The 13,082-nt window shown below is 43.2% G+C and carries 11 protein-coding genes; 5 read left to right on the forward strand and 6 right to left on the reverse strand.

The annotated features are described in order from the left end of the window. Positions 1–3: 3 nt before the first annotated feature. The 5 genes from hisB to hisIE are packed head-to-tail and all read left to right on the forward strand — an operon-like array spanning position 4 to position 3,402. Complete coding sequence (gene hisB / locus EQM06_RS08380) at positions 4–594, forward strand: imidazoleglycerol-phosphate dehydratase HisB (protein ID WP_128745881.1); 591 nt, start codon at positions 4–6, stop codon at positions 592–594. After that, entirely contained in the window at positions 591–1,214 is a 624-nt protein-coding gene (gene hisH, locus EQM06_RS08385) for an imidazole glycerol phosphate synthase subunit HisH (protein WP_128745882.1), read from the forward strand. The genes hisB and hisH overlap by 4 nt, the downstream gene beginning before the upstream one ends. A 2-nt stretch (positions 1,215–1,216) precedes the next feature. Next, positions 1,217–1,948 carry a 1-(5-phosphoribosyl)-5-[(5-phosphoribosylamino)methylideneamino]imidazole-4-carboxamide isomerase gene (hisA, locus tag EQM06_RS08390; RefSeq protein ID WP_128745883.1) on the forward strand — a complete coding sequence of 244 codons (732 nt, stop codon included), beginning with the start codon at positions 1,217–1,219 and terminating at the stop codon, positions 1,946–1,948. After that, a complete protein-coding gene (hisF, locus tag EQM06_RS08395; protein ID WP_128745884.1) occupies positions 1,945–2,700 on the forward strand; it encodes an imidazole glycerol phosphate synthase subunit HisF in 756 nt (251 codons plus the stop codon). Before hisA ends, hisF begins: the two co-directional genes overlap by 4 nt. Before the next feature lie 48 nt (positions 2,701–2,748). Next, positions 2,749–3,402, forward strand: coding sequence for a bifunctional phosphoribosyl-AMP cyclohydrolase/phosphoribosyl-ATP diphosphatase HisIE (gene hisIE / locus EQM06_RS08400; protein ID WP_128745885.1), 654 nt, complete (start codon positions 2,749–2,751; stop codon positions 3,400–3,402). A gap of 22 nt (positions 3,403–3,424) precedes the next feature. Here hisIE and EQM06_RS08405 read toward each other — a convergent pair whose 3' ends face one another. From EQM06_RS08405 to EQM06_RS08430, 6 genes are all read right to left on the reverse strand, one after another. Then, on the reverse strand, positions 3,425–5,680 hold the full coding sequence (locus EQM06_RS08405) for a LuxR C-terminal-related transcriptional regulator (RefSeq protein WP_128745886.1): 2,256 nt from the start codon (positions 5,678–5,680) through the stop codon (positions 3,425–3,427). 11 nt (positions 5,681–5,691) lie between these two features. Continuing rightward, positions 5,692–6,654 (reverse strand): 6-phosphofructokinase, encoded by a 963-nt coding sequence (gene pfkA, locus EQM06_RS08410; RefSeq protein WP_128745887.1) that lies wholly within the window; start codon positions 6,652–6,654, stop codon positions 5,692–5,694. Between the two features lie 60 nt (positions 6,655–6,714). Further along, the gene (locus tag EQM06_RS08415; RefSeq protein ID WP_128745888.1) at positions 6,715–10,179 is read right to left on the reverse strand and encodes a DNA polymerase III subunit alpha; all 3,465 of its coding nucleotides are present in this window, start codon (positions 10,177–10,179) and stop codon (positions 6,715–6,717) included. Between the two features lie 94 nt (positions 10,180–10,273). Continuing rightward, positions 10,274–12,109: a bifunctional diguanylate cyclase/phosphodiesterase gene (locus tag EQM06_RS08420; RefSeq protein WP_205666535.1), complete on the reverse strand. Its 1,836-nt coding sequence runs from the start codon at positions 12,107–12,109 to the stop codon at positions 10,274–10,276. 187 nt (positions 12,110–12,296) lie between these two features. Beyond that, a complete protein-coding gene (locus EQM06_RS08425; RefSeq protein ID WP_128745890.1) occupies positions 12,297–12,509 on the reverse strand; it encodes a FeoA family protein in 213 nt (70 codons plus the stop codon). A 102-nt stretch (positions 12,510–12,611) separates the two neighbouring features. Next, positions 12,612–12,908 carry a hypothetical protein gene (locus EQM06_RS08430; protein WP_128745891.1) on the reverse strand — a complete coding sequence of 99 codons (297 nt, stop codon included), beginning with the start codon at positions 12,906–12,908 and terminating at the stop codon, positions 12,612–12,614. Between the last annotated feature and the right edge of the window lie 174 nt (positions 12,909–13,082).

Consider the following 13,082-nt stretch of genomic DNA (forward strand, 5'->3'; position numbering starts at 1 on the left):
GCCATGAGAATCAGCGAATGTAACCGAAAAACAACGGAAACCGACATCCGGCTTACCATTAATCTGGACGGATCCGGGGAAAGTACGATTTCAACCGGATGCGGTTTTTTAGATCACATGCTCACCCTATTTGCCCATCATGGGAACTTTGACGTCGCCATAGCATGCGCGGGTGACACATATGTTGATGATCACCACACCGTGGAGGATATCGGCATCTGTCTCGGAACCGCTTTTTCAAAAGCTCTCGGAAACAAGTGCGGTATCCGCAGATACGGTCACATCCTCCTTCCTATGGATGAGGCGCTCCTCCTCTGTGCGGCGGATTTATCCGGAAGAAGCTTTCTCTCTTGCGAGCTTCAAATTCCCTCAGAGAAAGTGGGAACATTTGATACGGAATTGACCGAGGAATTTTTTCTTGCTTTTGTGCGGGCAGCCAACGTGACTCTGCATATAAAACAGCTTTCAGGAAAGAATTCCCACCATATTATAGAAGGAAGCTTTAAAGCTTTCGCACGGGTTCTGGCGCAGGCTGTCCGAATCGATGAGGAACATAAAGACGACATTCCTTCTACCAAAGGAGTATTGATATGATTGTAATTATAGATTATGGTCTGGGCAACCTCTTTTCCTTAAAGAGTGCTTTTGCCTCCATCGGGGAACAAGCCGTCATAAGCGGAGAAAAGGACATCATCCGAAGAGCCGACCGGATTCTGCTGCCCGGTGTGGGTGCCTTTGGCGATGCAGCTTTAAAACTAAGAGAAAGGGCTTTAGATGGCCTCATTAAGGAAGAAGTAAGCAAAGGGAAGCCCTTACTGGGAATATGTCTGGGTATGCAGCTTCTCTTTGAAAGCAGTGAAGAGCACGGCTGTCATACCGGCTTAGGGCTGATCGAGGGACAAATAAAGCCCATTGCCGAAACTGTCCCTGCTCATTTAAAAATTCCTCATATTGGCTGGAATGCCCTGCATTTCCCCGAAGATAAAGAAAAAAGCCCCATTTTTAAGTATATAAAGGAACAGGATTGTGTATATTTCGTCCATTCCTATCACGCTGTCGGCTGCAAGGAAACCGTAACAGCTACTACCGAATATGGAAGCGAGCTGACCGCTGCTGTGGGGTATCATCAGGTGTACGGCTGTCAATTCCACCCGGAAAAAAGCGGTCTAACAGGTCTGAATATTTTAAAAGCATTTTGTGAGATTGGAGATTGAACATGAATATATATCCCGCTATTGATTTATATGAGGGCACCGCCGTACGTTTATTCAAAGGCAATTACGATAAAATGACGCTTTACGATAAAAATCCCCTTCATACTGCTCTAAAATTTCAATCCCAAGGCAGTTCCTTTCTTCACCTGGTAGATTTAGAAGGTGCAAAAAATGGGGTACCCGCCAATCTGGATACCATAAAAGAAATTGTTGAAAAGACGAACCTTTTTATACAGCTGGGCGGTGGAATCCGCTGCATGAAAACTGCGGAAACGTACCTCTCTATGGGCGTTGACCGCGTGATTCTCGGCACGGCTGCTATCACAGAAAAAGGATTTTTGAAGGAAGCCGTAAAAAATTACGGAGCACAAATTGCTGTAGGCGTAGACATCAAAGACAGAAAAGTAGCCATAAAAGGCTGGACAGAGCTTTCCCCGTACAGCTGCGAGGACTTCTGCCGCCAAATGCAGGCTATGGGCGTTCAAACGATCATCTGCACAGATGTCTCAAAAGACGGCGCCATGAGAGGAACCAATCGGGAACTGTACCGGCAGCTTTCCCATATCTGTTCCATAGATATTATCGCGTCCGGAGGGGTATCGACCCTGGAAGATATCCGGGCGCTTTCCGATATGCAGCTTCACGGAGCCATCCTGGGAAAGGCCTTATATACCGAAGCTCTTTACCTGCCCGAAGCCATAGAAGCAGCCAAAGGAAAGGAGCTGTTAAAATGATTACCAAACGAATTATTCCCTGTCTTGACGTACGAAACGGCCGGGTCGTCAAGGGGATGAACTTTACCGGACTGGCAGATGTATCCTCTCCGATAGAACTGGCCAAATACTATTCTGACAACGGTGCTGATGAACTGGTCTTTTATGACATAACGGCCTCTTCAGAAAATCGGAAGCTCTTTACAGAAGTTCTTTGTCAAGTGGCAGCATGCATTTTTATTCCGCTGACTGTAGGCGGCGGCATCAGTGCTATAGAGGATTTTGACCGGGTTTTAAAATGCGGCGCCGATAAGGTAAGTGTCAATACCGGGGCTATAAGAAATCCGCAGCTGATCCGTCAGGCTTCTCTTAAATACGGAAACCAGTGCGTTGTCCTTTCTGCGGATGTGAAACGGGTGAATGGAAAGTTTACCATCTTTTCAGAGGGAGGACGCAAAAGCGCCGGAATGGACGCTATAGAATGGATTCAAGAAGGCGTCCGCTTAGGGGCGGGAGAAGTCGTGGTGAACAGTATCGATACGGACGGCGTAAAAAACGGCTTTGACCTGGAGCTGCTGAGCGCTGTCTGCCGCGTGGTTTCCGTACCCGTGGTTGCTTCCGGTGGTGCGGGCAGTACGAAAGATTTCGTCCGGCTTTTTAAAATGCTGCCTCAAGTTGATGCCGGTCTTGCCGCTTCTGTTTTTCATTTTGGCGACGTGACCATCAGCGGTTTGAAGTCAGAGCTTCATAAAAATGGCATTATCGTCCGCTAATAAGTACAGGTTTGGCAGTTACAGCTGCTATAATAAAGGAGAATTTTCATGATAAACATAAATGAATTGAAATTTGATGAAAAAGGTTTAATTCCTGCCGTTGTAATAGAGGAAGAAACGAAAAAAATACTGACGGTAGCCTATATGAATCGAGCCAGCTTGGAAATATCTATAGAAAGAGGTCTAACTTGTTTTTGGAGCCGTTCCAGAAACAAGCTCTGGGTAAAAGGAGAAACCTCCAAAAATTTTCAGCACATTATGCGCATTGAAACGGATTGTGACAGAGATGCTCTTGCTGTCTATGTCAAGAAAGACGGACCTGCCTGTCACTTGGGAACGGATTCTTGTTTTAACGATGCCGTATATATAAACCAACAGGAGACGTCCCCTTTCCATTTAAGGCAGCTTTTCCTACTCCTTGAAAACAGGAAATCAGAGAAAAAAGAAGGTTCCTATACGACTTACCTCTTTGAAAAGGGAATTGATAAAATATTAAAAAAGGTGGGAGAAGAAGCTACAGAGGTAATTATTGCAGCAAAAGCTGATGATAAAAAGGAAACCGTCTATGAAATTGCCGATCTGACTTACCACCTTTTGGTACTCATGGTCGAAATGGGCATTTCTCCGGAAGATATTCAGAAGGAGCTGGCTTCACGCCATGTGATCGATCACAAAATTAAACAGGAAAAAATGACGGAGTGAGCGGCTCCTCCCACTCACCCCTTTACGGTATCAACCCTTTCAGCTTAGCTGTATGTACTGCCTGAAACCGATTATTGACTCCCAGTTTACTGTATATGTTTTTTACATGGAACTTGACTGTATTTAAAGAAATACTCAGATAGTCGGCAATTTCAGGATTTGCCTTTCCCTGTGCGATCAAATTCAGCACCTCTGTTTCGGAAGCGGATAATCGGTCTTGTTTGCTTGGAAGAATCATATAAGAAGGATACATTACGGCTACCTTTTTAGCCGCTTCTTTTACCCGCTTTAAATAATTTTTTGAAATGCTGCATCGTTCACCCATATTTTTGAGCATTTTATATAAGGATTCTCCCTGATCTGCGAAAAGGCGAATGTACCCGTACTTCTCCCCCTTTTCAAGAGCTTGACAAAGATAATCTTCTGCTTTTTCTTTTTGACCCAGTCTATGATAAACAATAGCTAACAGCATATCTAATTGAGCCAAATCTATATTTTTATGGAAAGCGGTATAGATGGGCCTGAGTTTTTCCGCCAGCCCTATGGCCGGATAGTATTTCTCCTGTAAAATATACGCCCTTAATTTTACATTATATCCGAATATATCCAGAGCGCAGAAGGCGGCATTTTCGTCCGGTGCTTCGTTTTTCAGCCAGTAGTCAATCCGTTCATAATCGTTTTGATACAGGGCTGCAAAGACGCATACCGCTTCCAAATGGGGATATAAAAAATCAGCATTTGCTTCTCTAATTTTATCTCCCATGCGGTTCAATATGGATTTTGCTGTGGCCGTTTCACCCAGCAGCATCATAATCCTCATCTGTACAGTCATAGCCGCAAACAAAATAAGAATGCTTCCCTTTTGTTCGATCAAAGAGATGGCTCCTGCAATCTGCACGAATGCCTCTTGAATTTTATCCTGCTGATAACAGCACTCCGCCGCCGCTACATCAGCTGCTCCAATTCCCACATCTCCATATAGGAAGATATTTAAAAGATCATTCGTGCTGCCGCTGCCTGACATAGCCATAGCCAAATAGGCCAATTTATTCCCGATTTCTGTTTTTTTATCCCCTTCCGGCAAGCCCTTCAACCGGTCTTCCAAATATTCCCGCCATGCGTCCGCTTCTTCCAAATGAAAGCTCAAGATTCCCAGCATTGCCATACCGCAGCACAGAGCCGGCTCTTCTTTGACCCTTTCCTCCGGCAAGTCGTAATAGTATTTTCTGTTTTTCCACAAATCCGCCTGTCCCGATTCGGAGGTTGAAAGCCGGATCAGAATTCTCATGATGCTCTCATAGTCTTTAGCATTCCCATAGCACTCAAGAGCCTGCGAGATATCGTTGTTTTTTTCAAAATAACTTCCTGCCAGCTTGTAAATTGCATTGCTTTCTTCGGTGGGTATACTCTTCTTTCTCACATATGTCAGATATTCTTTAAAAAAGGGATCCAACACGTAAACATCCGGAAGGAAAAAAGTTAAAAAGAATCCCCTTCTTCTAAAATCGTCTAAAATTTTAAAATTACCGGAGGAGCCTAAAAATAAATCCGCCTGATCTGCTGTCACACTATCAAAGCAGCCTATTTTTAAAAGGACCTCTCTCTCCGTCTGATCCAACTTGTCCAACAGCTCTGCGTCAAGGTACCGGTACAGACATTCCAATACCTTTAAACGGATATTTTTTGTATACGTCTCGCCCGATGCCTGCATGAGGCACGCCGTATATCGATAGCTTAATGCACAGCCCCTTTGCCTGACAGTCAGCTGAGAAACTTCTTGATCGCTCAGAGATATGTTCCAAGTTTCAAAGTATTCCACAGTTTCGGACTCCGTAAATTTCAGCTGATCTATGCCGATCAAATGCACGGACAAGCCCACATAAATGGATAAAGATTCTGGCAGCTCCGCCCTTGAAATAATCACGAACCGGCGAGTAGACTTCATGAGCATCAGGTTCATATAGCCCAGTTCTTCTTTATCCAGTAAGTCATAATGATCGATTACAATAAGCTTTTCCCCGGATTTTTCATTCATTTCGTTCAGTAAACTGTGGAAGATATCCTGCTTCTGTTTTTTTCTTTCTTCCAAACAAAACCATACAGCCTTATGCTTATACTGTATCAACCACTCTGCCACAGCCGTCGTTTTTCCCCATCCCATGTATGCGGAAATATATAGAATCCTTCTCTTTTTAAAAGGCTCCTCAAAGATTTTCTGCAATCTGGGCCGAAAGACCATATTGGGTGGAAGCTCAGGAATGATCGTTTTTTCTGTCATAAAAGCATCTCCTAAATGGATAATATGTCTGCAAGCTCCATGACCTGCTTATCGTAATCCCGTTTCATTTTCAATGCATCCTCCAATTCGTAATGCACGATTTCACTACCATTGATACCAATAGCTCTGCTTTCACTGCCTTCTTGAAGCAGCTCCACCGCTTTATATGCCGTACGGCTTGCCAGCATTCTATCCCGGGCGGTAGGGGAACCGCCCCTTTGGATATATCCCAGAACAACTATTTTGGTTTCCATCCCGGTTCTTTCCGTCAGTGTGTCTGCCAAGTCCTGTGTGGACAGATCAATTCCTTCAGCTTTTATGATAATGTTGTGCAGCTTTCCTCTATTTCTGCCTTGAACCATCTTCCGGCATATGGCATTAATGTCTACCCCCACCTCAGGAATTAAAATCGTCTCGGCTCCGCCTGTAAGGCCTGCATAAAGAGCAATATCTCCGCAATGCCGGCCCATGACCTCGATCACGGTAGTCCGTTCATGAGAAGAGGAGGTATCGCGAATATTACTGATAGCAGAAAGTACCGTATTCACGGAGGTATCAAAGCCTATGGTATAATCGGTATAGCCTAAATCATTATCAATCGTGCCCGGAAGCCCCATAACCGTAATGCCCTGCTTGGACAGATCCAATCCGCCTTTTAAAGATCCATCTCCCCCAATGATGACAAGTCCATCTATCCCAAAGCTGTCCAGCATCTGGATCGCTCTTTTTTGACCCTCACTGGTCATAAACCGTTCACTTCTCGCCGTTCTTAAAATTGTACCGCCTTTGTGAAGAATATCTGAAACAGAGGAAATATTCATTTGCTTAATATCTCCGTCAATCAAGCCCTCATATCCCTTTTCAATTCCATATACGTCCATCCCTAAGTAAATAGCTCCTCTGACTGCCGCTCGAATAGCTGCATTCATGCCCGGAGAGTCTCCGCCGCTTGTCAATACACCGATTTTCTTCATAACAATCTCCTCCAACTCTATATAGTATAGCCATTTATTTGTTTCCTATTTTTTAATAGATCACGGCTTTACATTGTCTTTTCCCACCAGTACTTCTGCCGCGCGGATAAAAGCTTCGCTTGGATTCACCCATAAATCTCGATTGGTTTTAAATTTTTTTCCGGACTTCTCCAGAAAAATCAGGACAGGCTTCGTCCCCTTGTTGGCCAAAATAAGTTCCTTGATAATATTGAAGCACTTTTCTTCCTCCAACTCCTTGGGAACCTTTATTTTTACCAGACCTTCCTGTTCAGCATTATTGGAAGCTTCGAGATTGATAATTTTATCTGCCAGTATCTTAGGGGCTTCATCCTCTTTAAAATTAATGGTGCCTTTTATAGCAAGGATGCTTTCTTCTTTAATGAATTGCAGATATTTTTCATACACATTAGGAAATACCACCACTTCTATTTCCCCATATAAATCTTCTATATCCAGAAAAGCCATTTGTTTGTTGTTCTTGGTGACCAATATCTTCTTTCCGCTGACAATCCCCGCAATAGTAGCCTTCATGCCATCGGTTATCTGATCATTGGTATCCGCATGCGCCAGATCTTCAGCCGTTATCGTAACGAGCTTTTCGATCTGCTCTTCATAATCCTTCAGGGGATGTCCGGTCAGATAGACACCCAGCATTTCTTTTTCCATGGTAATTAAAAGAGACTGTTGAAAATTTGCCACATCCGGAAGCTTTCCTGAAATGGATTTCAGCTCCATTTCATCACTGTTCAGCTGGAATAAGGACAACTGCCCTTCAATGTTTTTCTTTGAATTGTTCTGTGCGGATTCCAGCAGTCCCTCGTACACGGCAAGATGCTGCGCTCGGTTCTCGTTCAAACAGTCGAAGGCTCCGGCCTTTATAAGGCTTTCAATGGCTTTTTTATTGATTTCATGAATGTTTGCATTGGAAATAAATTGAAAAATGTCTTTCGGCATCCCTTTCTCTTCCCGGGACTTTATAATCTCATCAATCACTCCGGCACCGACATTTTTTACACCTAACAGTCCAAAACGGATCTTGCTGTCCACCACCGTGAATTTTTTACTGCTTTCCAGCACGCTGGGCGGTAACACCTCAATGCCCATTTCATTGCAGTTCCGTATATACTTTGCAATCTGAACACCATCACCGATAACACTGGTCATGAGGGCAGCCATAAATTCCACGGGGTAATACGCCTTTAAATAGGCGGTTTCATACGCTACAACAGCATATGCCGCCGCATGAGATTTGTTAAAGGCATATTCCGCAAAGCTGACCATCTGATTAAATATTTCCTCGGCAATATTTTCAGGAATACCATTTCTCACGCACCCCATGATTTCAATATTTCCCTGTTCATCCTCTTTTCCATGAATAAAATATTCCTTTTCTTGAAGCATGACATCCATCTTCTTTTTACTCATGGCACGGCGGACAAGGTCACTTCTGCCGTAGGTATAGCCCGCCAGATCCCGCACGATTTGCATGACCTGTTCCTGATATACCAGACAGCCATAGGTTACCGACAGAATGGGCTCCAGACTTTCATGAAGATATAGGATTTCTTCCGGATTTTTCTTGTTGGCTATATAATTGGGAATGGAAGCCATAGGTCCCGGTCTGTACAGGGAAATACCCGCTACAATATCTTCAAAGCAATCGGGTCTCAGGTTTTTCATAAACTGGGTCATTCCGCCGCTTTCAAGCTGGAACACACCTTGCGTGTTTCCGCCGGATATCATGTCATACGGCTTTGGATCATCATACGCCATTCTGGAAAAATCAATTTGAACCCCGTGATTTGCTTCAATCATTTCAAGGGCATCCCGGATGACCGTCAGCGTTCGAAGCCCTAAAAAGTCCATTTTCAACAGCCCCAATTCCTCAATTGTAGTCATGGTAAACTGCGTGGAAATACCTTTATCTGCCAAATAGAGCGGAACATACTCGTCGATGCTCTTCTTGGAAATCACCACCCCCGCCGCATGGGTGGAGGCATGTCTCGGCATGCCTTCCAGGGCTTTTGCCATATCAATGACCTGCGCCACCCGTTTGTCCCGGTCATAGGCGGCTTTTAATTCGGGATTCAGTTCCAGCGCCTTACCAATGGTCATCTTTAAATCAAAAGGAATCGCTTTGGCTATGGCGTCGGTCTCCGCATAACTCATATTTAAAGCCCGCCCCACATCCCGGACGGCGGCCTTTGCCTTCATGGTTCCAAAGGTTATAATCTGAGCGACCTTATCTTCTCCATATTTTTCTATAACGTAATTGATGACCTCCTGCCTTCTTTCATAGCAGAAATCAATATCGATATCCGGCATACTGACTCTTTCCGGATTTAAAAAACGTTCAAAAATCAGAGAATATTTGATGGGATCTATATCCGTAATTTTAAGGGCATAGGCTACAATACTCCCAGCTGCCGAACCTCTTCCCGGTCCCACCATGATCTTATTTTTCTTCGCATAGTTTATAAAATCCCAGACAATGAGGAAGTATTCCACATAGCCCATCGATATAATGACGGAGAGCTCATATTCAAACCGTTCTCGAATTTCAGGAGTTCCTTCTCCGTATCGATCCTTTAAACCTTCCTCACAAAGTTCCCGGAGATATAGGGTATTGTCTTTGCCATCAGGAGCCTTGAACTCAGGCAGGTGAAGCTCTCCGAAGGTAAAGTCCACATTGCACTGGTCCGCAATGATCTTCGTGTTTTCTATGGCTTCTGGAATTCCTGAAAAAATCACCCGCATTTCCTGTTCGGACTTCAAATAAAACTGATCGTTGGGAAAACGCATGCGCTTTTCATCATCCACATTGGTCGCTGTCTGTATGCACAGTAAAATATCATGAGCTACCGCGTCCTCCTGCCTTACGTAATGAACATCATTGGTGGCAACCAAAGGAATCCCCGTTTCAGTATGAATTCTCTTCATATCGTCCAGAATAGCATACTCTTCTTCCAAGCCCTGATCCTGCAATTCCAAATAAAAATTTCCTTCTCCAAAAATATCTAACAGCTCTAAGGCTTCTTCCTTCGCACCGCTATAATCCCGATTAAGCAGTTTCCTCTGAATATTTCCTGCCAGGCATGCAGATAAGGCTATAATGCCCTTATTGTGCTTTCTAAGAACATTTTTATCGATTCTGGGCTTGTAGTAGTATCCCTTTGTAAATCCCTCCGAAACGATTTTTATAAGGTTTTGATACCCTTCCTGATTTTTAGCCAGAAGAACCAGATGCCCTTGATATTTATCCTTGTCCGCATCCTTATCCAGCATGGTGCGCGCCGCCGTATAGACCTCACAGCCAATAATTGGTTTAATACCGTTCTTTAAAGCTTCTCTATAGAAATCAATAACACCAAACATCACCCCATGATCGGTTATAGCTATGGAATCCATGCCGAGTTCTTTTGCTCTTGCTATTAAATCTTTTATTCTCGCAGCTCCGTCCAGCAGGCTGTATTCCGTATGTACATGAAGATGTGTAAATGCCATTTTTTTCTCCTTCTTTAAATTGTCCTTAATTTATATATTTTACCACATTCTCTGCATAAAAAAAAGACTCTGGGAGGCCTTTTTAGTTCTTAATTCAATCAACTAAGGTGTTTAGACTTTCCAGCGGCAGCGGCCTGTAATAATAGAATCCCTGAAAAACATCACACCCTGAAGCTTCTAATAAATCAACATTCTCTACCGTCTCAACCCCTTCACAAACAATGGTCGTATGCAGACCCTTCACCAGCTTTATCAGACCGACCAGCAGGTTCTCTTCCTCTTCCTCTGGATCTTTTTTCATAAAAGCCCGGTCGAACTTGACTTCATCAAACTTCATTGGGTAAAGTGCCTTTAACGAAGAATATCCACTGCCGAAATCATCCATAGAAACTCGATATCCCTGCGCGTGCAATCGGTCAATGAACCGCTCCGCAGAATAGATTTCTTTTATGTATGCACTTTCAGTCAGCTCAAAGGTAACCAGAGAGGTCGGTATGGGATATCGAGCGTGTATACGATTTACCCGTTCGATAAAATTCTCCTGCATCAGAAGATGTACCCGGGACACATTTATGGAAATTGGCAGAACTGCTTTTTTATTTAGTTGCCGGTTATAGAGATATTCAAACACTTTCTCATAAACGTAGAAATCCATGCCGATGACATCACCTGATTGTTCCAATATGGGCACAAATGTATCTGGGGAGAGAAACAGCCCGTCTCTCCTCTGCCAGCGGACAAGTGCCTCCGCTCCGCAAATTTGTTTATTACAGCAGGATATTTTAGGCTGGACATAAATCTGAAATTCCTGATTTTCCAATGCCCTTTGAAAGGAATTGACAATGTCGCTGTGCAGCTTCATCTCTTGATTCAGCTCCTCAGAATAAACAACCATATTATTAAAAGCCGATTTTGAATTTTTACGTGCACAATCTGCATTGTTCAACATGGATTCCACCGATTCATGCAAATCGGAAATAAAATAAATTCCGCTTTTTATGATAAAACGGCTTCCCCGATAAGTGTTATCGACCATGGAAGAAAACCGCATATTCCAGCTGCGAATCAGCTTCACAGCTTCTTCCTCTGAAAGCTGGGAAAAGTCAGCCAAAAATGCAAAATTATCGGAATATAGCCGATAAGAGCATAAACAAAATGGCTGCCGATTTAATTCAATCGCAAATTGGCGAAGAATATTGTCCCCTTCCTTATGACCGTACAAGTCATTGAAGTAACGAAAATTATGAACGTCAGAGCAAACAATAGCCAAATGCGAATTGCCATTGTAGATCTGCAATACCTTTTCGACAGTAGAAACAAAGGTATCATGACCAAATGTACCGGTCAAATCATTTTTTTCTGCGGCATTCACTCGATTTGCGTCCAGTATTTTGCTGATTTGCTTTGTTTCCATAAACTCTCCGGACTTAATCATTTTTTTATTTTCATACATTCGTTTATCTGCTTCTTTAAGAAGCTCGTCCATTAAATAATAGTGCTCTCTGGTACTGATTGCATAGCCACACGCATAGCTGATACGTATCATACTGGTTTTATTGTTTTTTTCCGTCTCTCTGCTGAGACGTTCGAAAAATTTCAACATATCTTTCTCTTCACAGCTCTGTATGATCACAATAAATTCATCTCCGCCGAAGCGGCCCAGAAAGTACTTCTTTTCGGCTGCTTGACGAAGTAAAACAACAAACTCCTGAATAAGTCTGTCTCCCTCTTCGTGCCCATAAAAATCATTGACTTTTTTCAGATTGTTCAGATCAAACATAGCAAGCCCAATATCCAGTGTACTCTCGCGGCAATCCAGGCTATTCATTTGTTCCACACAAGCATGTTTATTCATAATTCCCGTGATATCCGTATAAGCATTCCTCTTCTGTGCATGATCCATGCTTTCTTTAAGAAAGGCTGCGGCCATCGCCGAGGTCCCGAGAAAAAGGGTGATAATTTGGCCATAATAGCAGACCTTATCTTTTCGAATAAATGCATGGAAAGATAAAGAGTCTTTCGATAAAATATAAATTTGAACCATACATATGAATGCTATAATTATTATGTTGATATATGGTAATACAACGGTGTATCTGTTTCTCATACTCAGTCCTTTATTTTAAAATAATCTTTCTTCCAAATTCTTCTCCTATGCCAATTCGAGAGCCCTTTACATTTAGCAGAATATAATAATTAAACCTAGACACGACCACAACAACCGCATCCGGCACAAGTCCCAATCCTTCCAAAAAGTGTCTTTCCTTTTCCCCGCCTGCAATTCGGGCAATGATATATGGAACACCTATTTCTGCTAACGATAACGGCATAAAGACCTCCCACCAAGCGCATGATATATTATAACGTAGTTAGCTATAGCTAACTACGTTATAATATATCACATTTACATTTATTGGTCAAGAATTCTTTGATTATTCCTTGTCAGTCAGTGCCAAACGGTATGCCGCTCCCCTGTATTCCATCAGGAGATTTAAGTCTCTGCTGTTCTTTTCTTTCAGACCTCTATCCATTTTCAGCGTCCAGTCCTGAAAGCTCAAATCCTTTAATGGAATTTCCTTCACCGCTGCGAGCAGAGCCGGACTCAAAGCTTTGTCAAACCTTTCCTCCGAGACCACATACCTTCGTCCTGCACCGGTAAAAAGAATGCATATGACCACTGCCATAGCCAAGCACATTCCTTGAGATTTTTTCTCAGATATCTTCGTCACAGTCGTACCCCCTAACTATTTCTCTGCCCGTTATTAAAAGCCCACTTATTATTATGAAGTACATGTCCCATGCAATTCAACGGCTTGCGTTCCCAAATTTATCCCATATTGCGACAATCGAGTAGGAGGCTAACCATTAGTTGATTAGCCGACCTCTCACACCACCGTGCGTAC

It is taken from the genome of Aminipila luticellarii (genome assembly GCF_004103735.1).
In the GTDB taxonomy this organism is placed as follows: domain Bacteria; phylum Bacillota; class Clostridia; order Peptostreptococcales; family Anaerovoracaceae; genus Aminipila; species Aminipila luticellarii.

Bases quoted from the DNA above. Each gene is read 5' to 3' on its own strand.
- hisH (WP_128745882.1), top strand. From the start codon at position 591: ATGATTGTAATTATAGATTATGGTCTGGGCAACCTCTTTTCCTTAAAG.
- EQM06_RS08405 (WP_128745886.1), bottom strand. From the start codon at position 5,680: ATGACAGAAAAAACGATCATTCCTGAGCTTCCACCCAATATGGTCTTT.
- hisIE (WP_128745885.1), top strand. From the start codon at position 2,749: ATGATAAACATAAATGAATTGAAATTTGATGAAAAAGGTTTAATTCCT.
- hisF (WP_128745884.1), top strand. From the start codon at position 1,945: ATGATTACCAAACGAATTATTCCCTGTCTTGACGTACGAAACGGCCGG.
- EQM06_RS08415 (WP_128745888.1), bottom strand. From the start codon at position 10,179: ATGGCATTTACACATCTTCATGTACATACGGAATACAGCCTGCTGGAC.
- hisA (WP_128745883.1), top strand. From the start codon at position 1,217: ATGAATATATATCCCGCTATTGATTTATATGAGGGCACCGCCGTACGT.
- hisB (WP_128745881.1), top strand. From the start codon at position 4: ATGAGAATCAGCGAATGTAACCGAAAAACAACGGAAACCGACATCCGG.
- pfkA (WP_128745887.1), bottom strand. From the start codon at position 6,654: ATGAAGAAAATCGGTGTATTGACAAGCGGCGGAGACTCTCCGGGCATG.
- EQM06_RS08420 (WP_205666535.1), bottom strand. From the start codon at position 12,109: ATGGCCGCAGCCTTTCTTAAAGAAAGCATGGATCATGCACAGAAGAGG.
- EQM06_RS08425 (WP_128745890.1), bottom strand. From the start codon at position 12,509: ATGCCGTTATCGTTAGCAGAAATAGGTGTTCCATATATCATTGCCCGA.